Annotated in this window: 13 protein-coding genes; 9 read left to right on the top strand and 4 right to left on the bottom strand. The window is 67.3% G+C overall.

Annotated elements, in window-relative coordinates; genetic code table 11:
* Nucleotides 1–156: 156 nt before the first annotated feature.
* Nucleotides 157–1,338 carry a hypothetical protein gene (locus ASF20_RS13500; protein WP_056274861.1) on the bottom strand — a complete coding sequence of 394 codons (1,182 nt, stop codon included), beginning with the start codon at nt 1,336–1,338 and terminating at the stop codon, nt 157–159.
* 209 nt (nt 1,339–1,547) lie between these two features.
* On the opposite strand from ASF20_RS13500, the gene ASF20_RS13495 reads away from it, so the two are divergent.
* The 5 genes from ASF20_RS13495 to hpnK all read left to right on the top strand — a co-directional run bounded on the left by ASF20_RS13495 (nt 1,548) and on the right by hpnK (nt 6,963).
* On the top strand, nt 1,548–2,636 hold the full coding sequence (locus ASF20_RS13495; protein ID WP_056274859.1) for a flippase-like domain-containing protein: 1,089 nt from the start codon (nt 1,548–1,550) through the stop codon (nt 2,634–2,636).
* A gap of 32 nt (nt 2,637–2,668) precedes the next feature.
* Nucleotides 2,669–3,238, top strand: a complete 570-nt coding sequence (locus tag ASF20_RS13490) for an ABC transporter substrate-binding protein (protein WP_348271548.1) — start codon at nt 2,669–2,671, stop codon at nt 3,236–3,238.
* Nucleotides 3,239–3,344: 106 nt separating this feature from the next.
* Nucleotides 3,345–4,523: a bacteriohopanetetrol glucosamine biosynthesis glycosyltransferase HpnI gene (gene hpnI / locus ASF20_RS13485; protein WP_056274890.1), complete on the top strand. Its 1,179-nt coding sequence runs from the start codon at nt 3,345–3,347 to the stop codon at nt 4,521–4,523.
* Between the two features lie 57 nt (nt 4,524–4,580).
* Entirely contained in the window at nt 4,581–6,011 is a 1,431-nt protein-coding gene (gene hpnJ, locus ASF20_RS13480) for a hopanoid biosynthesis associated radical SAM protein HpnJ (protein ID WP_055951775.1), read from the top strand.
* 115 nt (nt 6,012–6,126) lie between these two features.
* A complete protein-coding gene (gene hpnK, locus ASF20_RS13475; protein ID WP_056274855.1) occupies nt 6,127–6,963 on the top strand; it encodes a hopanoid biosynthesis-associated protein HpnK in 837 nt (278 codons plus the stop codon).
* Between the two features lie 96 nt (nt 6,964–7,059).
* Here the strand turns inward: hpnK and ASF20_RS13470 are convergent, their stop codons facing one another.
* On the bottom strand, nt 7,060–9,732 hold the full coding sequence (locus ASF20_RS13470) for an MMPL family transporter (protein WP_056274854.1): 2,673 nt from the start codon (nt 9,730–9,732) through the stop codon (nt 7,060–7,062).
* 611 nt (nt 9,733–10,343) lie between these two features.
* Between ASF20_RS13470 and hpnH the strand changes: the two genes are divergently transcribed.
* Nucleotides 10,344–11,507 carry an adenosyl-hopene transferase HpnH gene (gene hpnH / locus ASF20_RS13465; RefSeq protein ID WP_055951783.1) on the top strand — a complete coding sequence of 388 codons (1,164 nt, stop codon included), beginning with the start codon at nt 10,344–10,346 and terminating at the stop codon, nt 11,505–11,507.
* Nucleotides 11,508–11,622: 115 nt separating this feature from the next.
* Here hpnH and ASF20_RS13460 read toward each other — a convergent pair whose 3' ends face one another.
* On the bottom strand, nt 11,623–12,042 hold the full coding sequence (locus tag ASF20_RS13460; RefSeq protein WP_244476428.1) for a PilZ domain-containing protein: 420 nt from the start codon (nt 12,040–12,042) through the stop codon (nt 11,623–11,625).
* A 375-nt stretch (nt 12,043–12,417) separates the two neighbouring features.
* Between ASF20_RS13460 and ykgO the strand changes: the two genes are divergently transcribed.
* The 3 genes from ykgO to ASF20_RS13445 all read left to right on the top strand — a co-directional run bounded on the left by ykgO (nt 12,418) and on the right by ASF20_RS13445 (nt 14,213).
* Nucleotides 12,418–12,543, top strand: coding sequence for a type B 50S ribosomal protein L36 (ykgO, locus tag ASF20_RS13455; protein ID WP_056222898.1), 126 nt, complete (start codon nt 12,418–12,420; stop codon nt 12,541–12,543).
* Between the two features lie 77 nt (nt 12,544–12,620).
* Nucleotides 12,621–13,226 carry a tetratricopeptide repeat protein gene (locus ASF20_RS13450; RefSeq protein WP_056274851.1) on the top strand — a complete coding sequence of 202 codons (606 nt, stop codon included), beginning with the start codon at nt 12,621–12,623 and terminating at the stop codon, nt 13,224–13,226.
* 6 nt (nt 13,227–13,232) lie between these two features.
* Complete coding sequence (locus ASF20_RS13445) at nt 13,233–14,213, top strand: alpha/beta hydrolase (protein WP_056274850.1); 981 nt, start codon at nt 13,233–13,235, stop codon at nt 14,211–14,213.
* A gap of 39 nt (nt 14,214–14,252) precedes the next feature.
* Here ASF20_RS13445 and pyk read toward each other — a convergent pair whose 3' ends face one another.
* Nucleotides 14,253–15,689 carry a pyruvate kinase gene (gene pyk, locus ASF20_RS13440; RefSeq protein ID WP_056223036.1) on the bottom strand — a complete coding sequence of 479 codons (1,437 nt, stop codon included), beginning with the start codon at nt 15,687–15,689 and terminating at the stop codon, nt 14,253–14,255.
* Nucleotides 15,690–15,845 lie beyond the last annotated feature (156 nt).

Here is a 15,845-nt window from a genome sequence, read left to right as displayed (position 1 = left end):
AACGCCCCCTTCACCGAGGTCCAGAAGGTCCTCTCCGTCTTCTCAACCGTCACCGCACCGGTCTCGGCGGCGGCGTCGGTCTACAGCGTCTCGCGCTGACACGAAAAAGGGGACGCTCGCTGCGCCCCCTCCCTTCGTTCGCCGACGTACCCGATCCTAGAAGTAGGACTTCAGCGTGCCGCGGCGGCGGACGTCCAGCGTGGCGCAGTGGAACGAACCACCGAACGGGCCGTAGGACAAGAACGGCGCCGGGATCGGATCGAACCCCCAATCCTTGAGCGCCTTGATCAGTGTCGGCTGGCTCGCGTCGACGACGATCTTCTTCTCGTCGAGCGCCAGGACGTTGATCGACGTCCAGGGCGAGCACATCGAGATTTTGCTCATGAAGCCCTCGACGGGATCGGGCCGGGGCGCGATCAGCACGTCCCACTTCTTCAGGACGGCGGGCAGCTTCTCGACGTCGATGTAGTCCGGGTTGACCAGCACCTTGCCGGGCGCCAGCGGCATGAACGACGAGTCGATGTGCATCGGCTGCGGGCAGCGGCTCTCGATCTCATGGACCCGGAAGCCGGAGCCGAGGTGGCGGCGCAGCCACTCGATGCCCATCAGGTTGGTCACGTTGGAGCGCGTCACAAAGATGTCGCGGCCGCAGCGCACGAAATCGGCTGCGTCGAAGACCGGCTCGAACTCGTTGACCGTGAACTGCATCGGTTCGCCGGCCTTCAGGTTCGGCACCCGGTAGTCGTAGTTGTAGAGTTCGTCCGTAAGCTGTGGCCGGGGCGCCGAGGTCCAGCGCGCACCGTTCCGGAAGTACTCCTTGAACAGCGAGCGGTAGGCATCACCCTCGAAGTAGCGCGAGCGCCAGCACATCGGGCTCTCGATGATCTCGTCGCCGATCACGAGGTACGGATCGCGCGGGCAGGCGACGCAGAAGCCGCGGGAGGACCAGCGCGGCGCCTTGTACTTCCGCGAGAAGTCGAGCGAGTCGGGACGGCGGATCTTCACGCCCTCGCCGGCCAGGATCGAGATGAAGTTGTCGAGCTCCTTCTGCGCGAGCGTCTTCATGAACTTCGGGTACCGGAACCCGGACGCGAAGCGATAGAACGGCTGGGCCGCTCGCGGAAGGTTGAAGATGACCGTCAGGTGGTGTGTCGGAATGGTCGCACCGTCGAGACTTCCGACGATGACCTCCTCCAGCGGGTCCCACTCGTTCCAGGCCATGACCGGAGAGCTCGGCGCGGGATCGCGGGTCGCCCCGTAGGCGCTTCCGGCGTAGCGCTCCATCTGCGCGTCGTCGTGCACGACCTCACCGGTCGTGATGTGTGATTCGCGGTCCATCGAATTCTGTTCCCCTGTCCGCCCCGACGGCTGATTCTCGGGCCTTCCGCCCTGTGCCGCTTTGGTTCTGACTGTGTCTCCGGGGTGATAGACAACGGTTCCCAAAGCTGCAACTTCCGGAGACGTTCACCGTTTCCGACGGTTTTTTCCGGTCGGAAACACGGCGGATCTAAGCTGCGATTCGCTGTGCTGCTGGCCGAAAGGGGCCCATGAAACGTCTCACGACATTGGCCCTGATCGTCGGTCTCTGCACGGTCGTCGGCCTGTTCCTGTCCTCGGGACTGGAAGACGTCGCGGCTGCTGTGGTCAGCGCCGGTTGGGGTGCCCTGATCGTGGTCGTCGCACGCGCCGTCGCGGTGGCCTGGGCCGGCCTCGGCTGGTTCGTGATCTTTCCGGCAGCGGCGCGCCCGACGCTCTGGGACTGCACGACCCTGCGCTTCGTGCGTGAGGGCATCAACACGCTCCTCCCCGTGGCCCAGGTCGGCGGCGATTTCGTCGGTGCCCGGCTCCTGACCAAGCGCGGTGTGCCCGGCGGAATCGCGGGCGCCAGCATGTTCGTCGACCTGATGACCCAGGCGGTCACCCAATTCCTGTTCACCGTCGCGGGCGTCCTGCTCCTGGTCTGGATCGCCGGCGATGGTCCGATCGTCCGGACGGTGGCGGGCGGTCTCGCCCTTGCGGCGCCCGCCCTCGGCGCTTTCTACCTGATCCAGCGCCGGAGCGGCCATCAGGTCATCCAGGCCCTGGTCAGCCGCTTCGCCGGCTCGCGCGAATGGCGGGCCCTCGGTGCCATCGACGTACTCTACGACAGCCTGAAGCGTCTCTACGGCAACCGCGGCCGCGTCGCCGGTGGCCTCGGCATCCATCTGATCGGCTGGTTCATCGGCACGGTCGAGGTCTATGTCGCCCTGCATTTCATGGGCTATCCGGTCAGCATCGTCGAGGCGGTGGTGATCGAGAGCCTCGCTCAGGCGGTTCGCGGCGCGGCCTTCGCGGTCCCGGGCGCCCTCGGCGCCCAGGAGGGCGGCCTCATCGCGCTCTGCGCCATCTTCGGCATCCCCGCTGAAGCGGCCCTGGCGCTGTCCCTGGTCAAGCGTCTCGCCGACCTTCTGGTGGGTGTTCCCGGCCTCTTCGCCTGGCATGCGCTGGAGGGCACCCAGGCCGTCGAGCCGGTGGCGGCGGAGGCGCGGGCCGAACCCGCCCTGCGGCACGACCTTCTCGTCCCGGTGCTCGCCAATGACTTCGGCAGCCGCGCTCGCGCCGAGGCCGATCTGGGAGATCTCAAGAAGTGCGCCTAAATCGCGTCGTTCTCGCAGCCCTCCTCTTCGGCCTGCTGCACCTGAGCCCGACCGCGCGCGCGGCGGACGATGCCGCGGTGGAGTCGATCAGCAAGGTCTATACGACCTTCGAAGCGGCCCTGAAGGAGGCTCCGAAGGATGTCGGGGCGCGTGCGGCCAGCATTGGTCCCACCCTGAGCGAGACCTTCGATTTCCCGGCCATGATCCGCCTGGCCGCCGGACCGAAGTGGAAGACCTTCACGCCGGAGCAGCAGGGCGCGCTGACCGAGGCCTTCGGCCGATACTTCACCGCGACCTATGCCACACGACTCGCGCAGGCGGCCGGCGGCAAGTTCACGGTGAAACCGCAGAGCGAAGCGCGGGGTGCCAACCGCGTCGTCCAGACCGAAGTCGCCAACAAGGACGGCGACACCTCCCAGGTCGATTTCCTGGTCGGTTCCGGCAACCGGGTGCAGGACGTTTATCTCAACGGGAACGTCAGCGAAGTGGCGAGCCTGCGCGGCAGTTTCGCCGAGCCGCTGAAGACCGGCGGTGCGGACGGCCTCCTCACATTCATGCGCGATCGCACCACGGGAATGCTCGCCGTCAAACCAGCGCCTTAGAGTCGGGTGAAACACGCCGGACTTTGTTCCTCTCCCCGCCTTCGACGATTCGCGCCGCTCGCTACTGCGGCACTCTCACGAGACCCGTGACCGAGCGATGCCCTTCATGGACCTGACCTGGCTCTCGCACCTTCTGCCGCTGATCGCCCTGGTCGGCTGCTTCTACGGCCTGGCGGCGGCTGCCCTGGCCACCCGGTTCGCGCAGAAGCCCGAGCCGAAACTCGGATCCACGGTCCCGACGGTCACGATCCTCAAGCCCCTCTGCGGGATCGAGCCGAACCTCTACGAGAATCTCGAGACGTTCTGCCAACAGGCCTATCCGGCGCCGGTCCAGATCGTGTTCGGTGTCCAGAACGCCGCCGATCCGGCGATCCCGGTGGTCCGCCGGCTGCAGGCCACCTATCCGGCGGCTCGCCTGGATCTTGTGATCGACGCCCGCCAACACGGTTCGAACCGCAAGGTCTCGAATCTGATCAACATGTCGGCCCGCATCGCCCATGAGATCGTCGTCCTCGCCGACAGCGACATGGTGGTGAAGCCGGATTACCTCGCCCGCATCGTCGCTGCGCTGGGCCAGCCGGGCGTCAACGGCGTCACCTGCCTCTATCACGGCGTACCGGCGCATCGGGGCATCTGGGCCCACCTCTCTGCGCTCGCCATCGATGTCCAGTTCCTCCCCAACGTGGTGATGGGGACGTCCCTCGGCCTCGCCAATCCGTGCTTCGGCTCAACCATCGCCTTCAGCACGAAGGCGCTGGCGGCGATCGGCGGCTTCGAGGCGTTTCGGGACGATCTCGCGGACGATTATGCCATCGGCGAGGCCCTGCGCGCGCAGGGCGGACTCGTGGCGATCCCGAGCTTCAGCATCGGGCACACCTGCGTCGATACCGACCTGGCGAGCCTGTGGAGCCACGAGCTGCGTTGGAACCGCACCATCCGAAACGTCGATCCGGCCGGATACGCCGGTTCGTTCGTCACGCACGCCTTTCCGCTGGCCCTGATCGGCGCGCTGATCCCCGGGGCTGGCACCACTGCCCTCGCGGTCGCCGCCTTCGCGCTCGCCTGCCGCATCGTCCTCTGCGTCCGGCTGGAACGTGCCTTCGGCCTTGCCGCGCACCCCTACTGGCTGTTGCCGATACGTGACATCCTCTCCTTCATGAACTTCACTTGGAGCTTCGTCTCAGGTGCGGTGACATGGAAGGGCCACGATTATCGCGTGGTTGCAGACGGTACCTTGATCCCGGAGACGACGCTCGGCCGCGATGCTGGTGCATCGTCGCTCTGACCTTCGCCTCGACCCTCGTTTCATCTTTCCCCTGATTTCGCTGAGGCCTTGAACCCCATGCGCACCCTCTTCCTGCAGGCCCCCACCTTCGACGGCTTCGATGGCGGCGCCGGCTCCCGCTACCAGGCCAAGCGCGAGATCAAGTCGTTCTGGTATCCGACCTGGCTCGCTCAGCCGGCCGCTTTGGTGCCGAACTCGAAGCTGATCGACGCCCCGCCGCACAACATCAAACTCGACGAAATCGTCGCGCAGGCGCACGATTTCGATCTGGTGGTGCTTCACACCTCGGTTCCGTCGTTCAAGTCTGATGTGAAGACCGTCGAGGCGCTGAAGGCCGCCAACCCGAAGCTCATCGCCGGCCTGATCGGCGCGAAGGTGGCGGTGGACGCCGCCGGCTCCATGGCGCAGGCCCCCTGCATCGATTTCTGTGCCCGCAACGAGTTCGACTTCACCGTCAAGGAAGTCGCGGACGGCACCCCGATGTCCGAGATCAAGGGCTTGTCCTATCGTGATGCCAATGGCGTCGTGGTCCATAACGAGGACCGCGAGATCATGACGGACATGGATCAGCTGCCGTTCGTGACGTCGGTCTACAAGCGCGACCTCGAGATGGAGAAGTACTTCATCGGTTACCTGAAGCACCCCTACATTTCGTTCTATTCGGGCCGTGGCTGCAAGTCGCGCTGCACCTTCTGCCTCTGGCCGCAGACGGTCGGCGGCCACACCTATCGGACCCGCTCGGTCGCGCACGTGATCGAAGAGATCAAGTACTGCCTGAAGGAATTCCCGCAGACGAAGGAGTTCTTCTTCGACGACGACACCTTCACGGACAACCTGCCCCGCGCCGAGGAGATCGCCCGCGAGCTCGGCAAGCTCGGCGTGACCTGGTCGTGCAACGCCAAGGCGAACGTGCCCCGCGAGACCCTGAAGGTCCTGAAGGATAACGGCCTGCGCCTGCTGCTGGTCGGCTACGAGTCCGGCAACCAGAAAATCCTGAACAACATCAAGAAGGGCATGCGCGTCGAGGTGGCCGAGAAGTTCACGAAGGACTGCCACGAACTCGGTATCGCCATCCACGGCACCTTCATCGTCGGCCTCCCGGGCGAGACGAAGGAGACGATCCAGGAGACGATCGCCTTCGCCAAGCGCATCAACCCGCACACGATCCAGGTCTCGCTGGCCGCGCCCTATCCCGGCACGTTCCTCTACAAGCAGGCCGTCGAGAACGGCTGGCTCGACGTCGAGAATGCCGAACTGGTGGATGAGAACGGCGTTCAGATCGCGCCGCTTCACTACCCGCACCTGTCGCATACGGAAATCTTCGCGGCCGTCGAGGAATTCTACAAGAAGTTCTATTTCCGTGCGCCGAAGATCGCTTCGATCGTCTCCGAGATGGTTCGGTCCCCCGACATGATGAAGCGTCGCCTGCGCGAGGGCGTGGAGTTCTACCGCTTCCTCAAGGAGCGTCAGACCAGCGCCGCCGCCTGACCGCGACGCCAGTTCGATGTGAGACGGCCGGGCTGGAAAGCCCGGCCGTTTCGCGTTTCGGGGTTCAGGTCCCCAGCCGCGGACGGGGATCTCGTCCGCCAACCGGAGCCGCTGTATGAAGCGATTGGTTGTCACGGCCGATGACTTCGGCCTCAGCCTTCAGGTCAATGAGGCGGTGGAGCAGGCCCACCGCGACGGTATCCTCACTGCCGCAAGTCTGATGGTCTCGGCGCCGGCCGCCGCTGATGCAGTGGAACGGGCCAAGCACCTGCCGTCCCTGCGGGTCGGTCTGCATCTCGTGATGGTGGAGGCTTGGCCGACTCTGCCGCCGGCCGAACTGCCGGATCTCGTCGGGCCGGACGGGCAGATTCGCAGCGATATGGGCCGGCTGGGTCTGGATCTCGCGCTGAAGGCATCGGCGCGCCGACAGCTCGCTGCCGAGATCGAGGCGCAGTTCCGCGCCTATGCGGCGACGGGCCTGTCCCTCGACCACGTCAACGCCCACAAGCACTTCCACGTGCACCCGCTGATCGCCGGGCTCGTCCTGGCGGCCGGCGCTCGGCACGGCATGCGGGCGATCCGCGTCCCGCGGGAGACCCGGGCGGTCCTGCGGGCGGCCGAGCCGGGGACGCAGGCGAAGGCGGCCCTGGACACGGCACCCTGGGCCGCGCTCCTCGCGGTCCGCGCACGCCAGGCCGGCCTCCTGATCCCCGATCGGACGCTTGGTCTCGCTTGGTCGGGAGCAATGACGCCGGCCCGCGTGGCGGGCCTTCTGACACATCTGCCGGACGGTCTCACCGAACTTTATACCCACCCGGCGACCGGGGGCGGGTTCCCGGGCGAGGCTCCGGGTTATGCCTACGCGGCCGAGCGCGACGCGCTCATCGCTCCGGAAAGTTCGGCGGCCGTCGCCGGGATCCCGCGTGGCGGGTTCTCGGACTTTCTGACCTGAGGGTTCGAACGGCCCGTCGCCGATCGCGCTTCCGGATCGGAAACGGGCGCGGATTCGATCCGCGCCCGTTTTTCGTTTTGCTTTGAGAGTAGCGACCTACTTCGCTGGAACGGCTTCCGCCGTCTGAGCCCGTGCGGTCGGCGGCAGGGCTGCGTCGCCTTCGGGGCGCTTCGGATCGGGGTGCTTGGGCGGTGGGCCAAGGAAGGCCGGGACCACGAAGAACGCGGCTACCAGGGTGAAGAACAGCGACAGGGCAAGGAGCTTGCCCATGCTGGCCGTGCCCGGATGGCTGGAAAGCACCAGCGAGCCGAAGGCGGTGCCGGTGGTCAGGGCCGAGAAGAAGATCGCCCGCGTCAGGCTGGAGGCCAGCATGTCGGTGACGCCGGCCCGCCAGGCGATGACGTAGTAGATGTGGAAGGCCACGCCGACGGCGAGCATCAACGGCATCGCAATGATGTTGGCGAAGTTCAGCGGCATCCCGACGATGTGCAGCGCCATCAGCGTCCACAGGGTCGCCAGCACCAGGGGCCCCAGGGTCATCGCCACGTCCCACGGCTTCCGGAGCGCCACCGACAGGATGATGAAGATCAGGACCAGGGCGGTGATCGCGGCCTGCAGGAACGCGCCGAGGATGGTGTAGCTCGACGAGGTCGTCGCGACGGGAGCCCCGGTCGCGTGCGGCGCGACGCTCTGGACCTCCTTGGCGAAGTTCCGCAGGACGCGGTTGTCGTTGGCGTCACCGCTCGGATGGACCTCGATCCGCGAGCGTCCGTCGGCGGCGACCCACTCGGCCTTGAGCTTCGGCGGCAGGTTGTCCAGCGTAACTTTCTCGGGGTTCAGGAGTCCGGAGAGGCGGGTCAGCAGCGTCTTCAGGTCGATGGTGAGCGCGACACTGGCGGCCTCGCGGGTGCCGACCGGTGCGGCGGCGAGCTTGTCGAGGTCGGTGGCGAGGTCGCCCGCCGCCTTCGCCCCAGGGGCATCCGAGCCGGACGCGATGCCCCGCAGGGCCGTGACCGCCTCCTTGATCGCCTTGACGTTGTCCGCATCCGTGGGCGGCGGCGGCTTGCGGCCCGGATTTAGCACGGGACCGAGGAGTTGCGCCGTCTCGGCGATGGTCGCGAGCTTCTGGTCCTGATCCGGCGGCACGAAGGTGTTGATGTCGATCACCTTGGCCACCGACTTCAGCTTCGTGAGCTTGTCGGCCAGGGCCGGGACAGCCTCCACGGAGGGCGCCATCACGTCGATGATGTTCGGGCTGGTCGCCGGATCCTTGATCAGGTCGAGATAGGTCGAGATCGACTCCACCTTCGGGCTGCGCAGGTGCATCGGGTTGGAGTCGAAAGGCAGCTTGAAGAGAAGCGGAGTGCCCGCCAGCGTGATCACGCCGACGCCGATCAGGATCGGCTTGCGGTTGCGGATGATCCACGGGTCGACGCCGGCGAGCCAGGTGGTCTCGACGGCCTCGCGCTCGCCCTTCGGCTTGAACACCGCGATGAGCGCGGGCAGCAGCGTGAGGGCGAACAGATAGGCCACGATCATGCCGACACCGGCGATGAGGCCGAGCTCGGAGACCCCGCGGAACGCGGTGGGCAGGAACGCGAAGAAGCCGGCGATCAGGGAGATCGCCGCCAGGGTCAGCGACCAGCCGACTCCGTGCGCCGCGGCCCGCATGGCCGAGAGGAGGTCGGGCTGCTCGAAGCGGTCGGCACGGTAGCGGACCGCGAACTGGATGCCGAAATCGATGCCGAGGCCGACGAAGAGCGCTGCGAACGCCACCGAGATCGGGTTCAATTCGCCCACCATCAGCAGGCCGAGGCCGGCGGTGACGATGAGGCCCGCAAAGGTGGTGATCAGCACGGCGCCGATCAGTGGCGCGGAGCGCAGGGCGAGCCAAAGGAACAGGACGATCGCCCCGACCGTGACGCTATAGTTCAGGAGCGCATCTTCGGAGAGGGTGGCGAATTCGTCATCCGCCACCGCCACGGGACCGGTCAGCCGCATGCGCGGCGCACCGGCGAATTCAGGACCACCCAGGGTGTTGATCTTGAGATCGGAAGCGACCTTGCGCACCACCTCGGTGGCGTTCGCGCCGGGCTGCAGAGCGTTGTAGTCCAGCACCGGCTGGATCATCACGAACTTGCGCAGGTCGGTGCTCTGCGTCTGCCCGTTCGACAGGAGCATCTGCCAGGACATCCGCGCCGACTCGCCGGCCAGCACCTTGCGCACGGTCGCATCGATCTGCGTCATCGGCCGCTCGAGGTCCTCGAGCTTGGCATCGCCGCTCTTGATGCCGCGCGCGCCGAGACCCAGCACCCGCATGATACCGCGCAGGGACGGATCGGCGGCCAGCGGACCCAGCAGACCCTGCTGCTGCACGAGCTGCTCGGTGGTCTTGGTCAGCTCCTCCTGCGACATCAGGAGGAAGCCGTTCTTCTCGTAGAAGGCACCGCCGTCCGGACGGTAGACCGACTCGATCATGTCCTTGTGGCTGACGAGGGCCGCCGAGAACTCGGCCGCCGCTTCCTCCGCCTCCTCAGGCGTCTTGCCGTCGATGACCGCGACGAGGGTGCCCGTGCGTTGCGGAAAGGCCTTCTCGTAGTTGATCTCGTCCTGTCGCCAGGGCACATCCTTGTCGATCAACCGCTCGACGTCGGTATTGATCTTGAAGAGGTGAGCCGCCACACCGGCACTTGCCACGGTGACGAGTGCGACGAGAGCTATGACCAACCAGCGACGCTGGACGGAAAACGCGACGAGCCGTTCGATCACGAGTATCCTACCTGCCTGAGCGATCCGATTGCCGCCCGGCCGCGCCACATGTGGGCGCCGAGGCCAGTACGGCCACGGGACGGGAATCGATCTGTCTTGTGACGCCGGTTATCACCTGTTGGTGCAAAACCCGAATCCGGCGCGCGATCGGCCGGAGAGCGACGGTCCTCGGATCATCGAACGAATCGCATCGCTCACACGAATTTGCTTCACCGTGGCGCTCACCTAGCGAGCAAATGTCTGTAATGCAACGCGAACGGATCGATCAGTCTCCGGTTCGTCCAGGCGTGCGCTTTCGCACCGCACTTCTCCACGACCCAAGCTTTGGTGGATCGGAGAAGCGGTGACGAACAGCCAAGCTGCGGCCCAGGCATGCAGCCAAGGACTAGGAATAAGCGCTTCCGGCGGAGCTATAATCCGCCGGAGCGTTCCGGCTGACCGAAGGGTTCGGGTCACCGTCTGTGGCCGGATTGTTGCAGCACCCGGAGAACTTGCGCGAACGGCATCCATTCGGAGCCTTTCGGATTGGTTCCAGTCTAGCTCGCTGGAATTTGGCCTTTTTTCACGCTAAGCAGCCCGATACATCGGGGCCAACAACAAGGAGCCGCGTCTTGGGCATCCCTATCCGGTACGTCGCGAAGATTGGCGGCTACATCCTGAAGCAGCACCTCACCGGTCGCAAGCGCTACCCGCTCGTGATGATGATGGAGCCGCTGTTCCGCTGCAATCTTGCCTGCGCCGGCTGCGGGAAGATCGATTACCCCGACGAGATCCTGAACAAGCGGCTGCCGGTCGCCGACGCGCTGGAATCCGTGCGCGAGTGCGGTGCGCCCGTGGTGGTGATCGCCGGCGGCGAGCCTCTGCTGCACAAGGATCTGCCCCAGATCGTCGAGGGCATCATCGCGCAGAAGAAGTTCGCCATCGTCTGCACGAACGCGCTTCTGCTCGAGAAGAAGATCAAGGAGTACAAGCCCAGCCCGTACTTTACCTGGTCGATCCATCTCGATGGCGACAAGGAGATGCACGACCAGTCGGTGTGTCAGCGCGGCGTCTACGACAAGGCGGTGGCGGCGATTGCGAAGGCCAAGGAGATGGGCTTCCGCGTCACCATCAACTGCACCTTCTTCAACAACTCGTCCGCCGACAAGATCGCCGATTTCTTCGACAGCGTGACGAAGATGGGCATCGACGGCATCACCGTCTCGCCGGGCTATGCCTACGAGCGGGCGCCCGATCAGAAGCACTTCCTGAACCGCAAGGCGACGAAGGAGCTCTTCCGCGGCGTGTTCCGTCACGGCAAGGAGAAGGGTCGCGAGAAGTGGACCTTCCAGCAGTCGGGCCTGTTCCTGGACTTCCTGGCCGGCAACCAGACCTACCACTGCACGCCCTGGGGCAACCCGACCCGCACCGTGTTCGGCTGGCAGAAGCCCTGCTACCTCCTCGGCGAGGGCTACGCGGCGACCTTCAAGGAGCTGATGGAGGAGACCGACTGGGACTCCTACGGCACTGGCAACTACGAGAAGTGCGCCGACTGCATGGTCCATTCGGGCTATGAGGCCTCTTCGGTCGTCGACTCCGTGAAGAAGCCCTGGAAGCCCCTTGTGCACGCCCTCCGCGGCATCAAGACCGAGGGCGAGATGGCCCCCGAGGTCAGCCTGGAGAACCAGCGTCCGGCCGAGTTCGTGTTCTCGCGCAACGTCGCCCAGAAGCTGTCCGAGATCAAAGCCTCGGGTGTCGACACCAAGCGCGAAGCCCGCAACCGCAGCGCCGCCTGATCCAGGTTCGGCGCCGCCATCCGCGGACAGCGAAAGCCCCGCTCTGCTTCGGCAGGGCGGGGTTTTTCGTTGTTGCCCGGGTGCTGGCTGCGCGGGGAATCTCGCGTCAAGTGCCTTAAAAGGCCGAGATGCCGCGCTTCCGGGACGGGACGCCGATTCCGCCGCTGGCGATCTCCTCCGGGGTGGGGACGTCTGTTTGGGCCGCCGGCACAGGCACGGCCGCTGTCGTGACGGATGTGGGTTGCGGCAGCTTGCCCACGCGCTCGATGCGCACGCCGACATAGTCGCCGCGCCGCCAGGCGATCCGGACGAGGCAGAGGAAGTCGCGCCCGATGATCCGGAGCATGAAGACGGGCGGGAGCGCCTGGCTCGCACCGACGCAGATCCGCGCGCCCGATTTCGAGACGTCCTTCACGCTGCACGGAATCTCGGTGCCGTCCCGAAACCGGATCGTCGCGATCCAGTTCGTCGGGCTGCGCTCCTCGCGCCGCGGGATCGGCGCCGCTAATTCGGGTTGCTCCATGCGGGTCGTCACGGGGTTCCGTCTTTGCGCACCGTGCGCGTCGGCGCATGCTAGCAGCGGAAGTCTTTACAGACGGATATCGCCCGCCGCACGCTGCGCTTGGCGATGAGTCGGCGGCGCGTCGCAGGCGGTCACGGCCGGGGAGGGCGGCGGCGGTGCGCGGAGCGCAACCCGACCGTGATCAAGCCTCCACGCGACCTGAACGGCCCATTCCGGCAAAGCTTCGATCCGGAATAGGGCGGGACGCCTTGCCTTGCCGGCGCGAATCCTGATAAGGCAACCGCCTTTCCGCGATGCATCGACACATCGCCGAGGCCGCCGTCAGGTGCCTCGTTCCCGAGACCCTATGGATAGGCGGCGGGCTCGTTCCCGACCGACGTGAGACCGATGAAGATTCGCAACTCCCTCAAGTCCCTCCGTGGCCGTCACCGCGACAACCAGATCGTGCGTCGCAAGGGCCGCGTCTACGTCATCAACAAGACCCAGAAGCGCTTCAAGGCCCGCCAGGGCTGAGGCCACGGGGTGCTTGGCCGCCAGACGCGGCAAGCGCGCACGTTGACGTCGCGATCCGGGGCGAGGAAGCTCCGACCATGTCGCGACCCTCTCCGCATCGATTCTGCCTGAAAGCCGCGCTCGTCGCGGCTTTCTGCGTTTTCTTCGCTGTCCCCGCCGGAGCCCGGCCGACGCCGGAGGCGCCGCCGCCGAAGAAGGCGCAGCCGCTGACCCTCGACGACCTCTACGCTCGGCTGAAGGCGGCGGGCGACGAGGCCGAGGCGAAGGGCATCGCGCGACTGATCGAGCAGCGCCTGGGCCGATCCGGCAGCGCCACGGCCGACCTGCTCACCGAGCGGGCGCGGCAGGCGATGTCCAGTCAGGATCTCCCCCTGGCGATCGAGCTGATGGACCGGGCGACGACCCTTGAGCCCGGATGGTCGGAGGGCTGGAACCGGCGCGCGACGGTGTTCTGGATGCTGTCGGACCCCTCCGCGGCGATCGCGGACCTGCAGCGCACCCTCGTGCTGGAGCCGCGTCACTACGAGGCCTGGGCGGCCCTGGGGCGGATCTACCAGACCCTCGACGACAAGCGCCGCGCCCTGGAGGCCTTCCGCCGGGCGGCAGCGCTGTATCCCCGGATGGACCGGCTGCAGCAGGCCATCGACCGGCTGTCGCCGGACGTCGACGGCCGCGACCTGTAGCCGATCATGCTCCTGCTCAAGCTGATCGCCGGCCTCCTGGCCGGCGGCGTCGTCCTCGCGCTCGTCGCCGCGGGCGTCACCCTGCTGATCGCGGCGCGGATCGACGCGCGCTATCCCCCGGCCGGACCGTTCGCGTCGGTGACCGGCGGGCGCATCGCCACGATCCAGGCCGGTCCGAACCCGTCCGCCCGGGGCACGGTCGTCCTGCTGCACGGGGCCTCGGCCAACGCGGCCGACCCGATGGCGGATCTCGGCCGCCGCCTCGCCGCGGAGGGGTTCCGCGTCGTCGCCCTCGACCGGCCGGGCTTCGGCTGGAGCGACCGCCTGACCGGCGGCGCCATGGCGACGCCGAAGGCCCAGGCCGCGGCGATCGCCGAGGCCCTGGCGAACTTCGGTGTCGGGCCCGCCCTCATCGTCGGCCATTCCTGGGCCGGTGCCCTGGCGACCGCGCTCGCCCTGGATCATCCCGATCGGCTCGCAGGCCTCGTCCTCCTCGCGCCGGCGGTGATGCCGCTGCCCGCGCTCGGACCGATCCCCTGGTATTACCGGCTGGCCCTGCTGCCGCCGGTGACCTGGCTCCTCAGCCGGACGGTGGCGACGCCGATCGGGCTCTACTACCTGGCGCCGGCGGGCCGGTCGGTGTTCCGGCCCCAGGAGGCCCCGGCCGGCTACCTGGAGGCGAGCCGGGCCGCCCTGGTCCTGCGTCCGGCCACGATGCTCGCCAATGTCCAGGACCTGATGGCGCTGCCGGAGGCCCTGACGCGCCAGAGCGCCGCCTACGACCGCATCACCGCGCCGACCGTCATCATCACGGGCGACCGCGACGGCATCGTCCCGGCGGACCGGCACGCCAGGCCGCTGGCGCACCTGATCCCGGGCGCCCGGCTCGTGGTCCTGCCCGGGATCGGCCACATGGTCCACGTCGTCGCCACGCAGGCCGTGGTCGACGAGGTCGTGCGCCTCGCCGAATCGCTGCCCGCTCCCTGAGGCGCGTCGGGCCCGGAGCCCGGCGCGCCCCCGGCCGGGTCAGGCCTTCGCCGCGTGCTCGCGGGTGACGAAGGCGATGCGCACGAGGTTCGTCGCGCCGGGCGTCCCGAACGGCACGCCGGCCACCACGATGATCCGGCCGCCGATCTCGGCGAAGTTTTCGCGCACGGCGAACTTCGCCGCCCGGAACGCCATGTCGTCCACGTCGCTCGCATCCTTGGTGACGATGGGGTGGGTGCCCCAGCACAGGGCGAGGCGGCGCGCCGTCTCGCGCTTGGGCGTCAGCGCGATGATGGTCGCGTTGGGCCGGGAGCGGGCGAGGCGCAGGGCGGTGGAGCCGGAATGCGTCCAGGCCATGATGGCCGTGAGGTTCAGGGCGTCGACCATCTGGTGCGCCGCCGCCGCGATGGCGTCGGAGGCGGTGGCGTCGGGCTCGGAGCGCTGGGCCGTGAGGATGGTCCAGTAGAGGGCGTCCCGCTCCACCTGCTCGGCGATCCGGCTCATCATCGAGATGGCCTCGATCGGGAAGGTGCCGGAGGCGCTCTCGGCCGAAAGCATCACCGCATCCGCGCCCTCGTAGACGGCGGTGGCGACGTCGGAGACTTCGGCGCGGGTCGGCACCGGGGCGGTGATCATCGATTCGAGCATCTGGGTCGCGACCACGACCGGCTTGCCCATGCGGCGCGAGGCGCGGGTGATGCGCTTCTGCACGCCGGGCACCTGCTCGAGCGGCATCTCGACGCCGAGATCGCCGCGGGCCACCATCAGGCCGTCGGAGATCTCGATGATCTCCTCCAGGCGGGTCAGGGCCTGCGGCTTCTCGATCTTGGCCATCACCAGCGCCCGGCCGGCCGCGACCTTCTTCACCTCGGCCACGTCCTCGGGACGCTGCACGAAGGAGACGGCGATCCAGTCGGCGCCTGCCGCGAGGCCGGCTTCGAGGTCGCCCCGGTCCTTCTCGGTCATGGCGGCGACGGGAATCACCGTGTCGGGCAGGGAGACGCCCTTGCGGTTCGAGATGCGGCCGCCGATCTCGACGCGGGTCACGGCACGGCCCTCGGACACCTCGGTCACGGTCAGCCGCAGCTTGCCGTCGTCGATGATGACGACGTGGCCGGGCTCCAGGGCCGAGAGGATCTCCGGATGGGGCAGGTAGACCCGCGAGACGTCGCCGGGCGTCGGGTCGCTGTCGAGCACGAAGGTGGCGCCGTTCTGCAGGATGGCGGCGCCCTCGGCGAAGGCGGCCACGCGCAGCTTCGGCCCCTGGAGGTCGACGAGGATCGCGATCGGATGCTTGAGCTCGCGCTCGATCGTGCGGATGACCTCGATCTTCTCGGGCAGCTTCTCGCGGGGCAGGTGGCTCATGTTGAGACGGAAGACGTCCGCGCCGGCGCGAAACAGCTTCTCGATCATCTCCGGCGTGTCGGAGGCCGGGCCCAGGGTCGCGATGATCTTCGTACGGCGTGAACGTTTCACTGTGGTCTCCATCCCCAATACCAGCCTCGCCGGTTTCGGACGACCGGCGTTGAGCGAAGGGCCACAAGCACCGATGGGGCCGGCGCGTCAAGAACGCCGGACCGTGCCGGCGCCCGACGGACGCCGTCGCACTGCGCTGCCTGCATGTGCGCGCGG

The sequence above is a fragment of the Methylobacterium sp. Leaf88 genome, assembly GCF_001422795.1.
GTDB lineage: Bacteria > Pseudomonadota > Alphaproteobacteria > Rhizobiales > Beijerinckiaceae > Methylobacterium.
Note: the sequence above shows the minus strand (reverse complement) of the source record. Positions and strands in the feature narration are given on the sequence as shown.

Excerpts from the sequence above, each read along its gene's own strand:
- ykgO (WP_056222898.1), top strand. The coding sequence starts at position 12,418 with ATGAAGATTCGCAACTCCCTCAAGTCCCTCCGTGGCCGTCACCGCGAC.
- ASF20_RS13500 (WP_056274861.1), bottom strand. The coding sequence starts at position 1,338 with ATGGACCGCGAATCACACATCACGACCGGTGAGGTCGTGCACGACGAC.
- hpnI (WP_056274890.1), top strand. The coding sequence starts at position 3,345 with ATGGACCTGACCTGGCTCTCGCACCTTCTGCCGCTGATCGCCCTGGTC.
- ASF20_RS13450 (WP_056274851.1), top strand. The coding sequence starts at position 12,621 with ATGTCGCGACCCTCTCCGCATCGATTCTGCCTGAAAGCCGCGCTCGTC.
- hpnJ (WP_055951775.1), top strand. The coding sequence starts at position 4,581 with ATGCGCACCCTCTTCCTGCAGGCCCCCACCTTCGACGGCTTCGATGGC.
- ASF20_RS13495 (WP_056274859.1), top strand. The coding sequence starts at position 1,548 with ATGAAACGTCTCACGACATTGGCCCTGATCGTCGGTCTCTGCACGGTC.
- ASF20_RS13445 (WP_056274850.1), top strand. The coding sequence starts at position 13,233 with ATGCTCCTGCTCAAGCTGATCGCCGGCCTCCTGGCCGGCGGCGTCGTC.
- hpnK (WP_056274855.1), top strand. The coding sequence starts at position 6,127 with ATGAAGCGATTGGTTGTCACGGCCGATGACTTCGGCCTCAGCCTTCAG.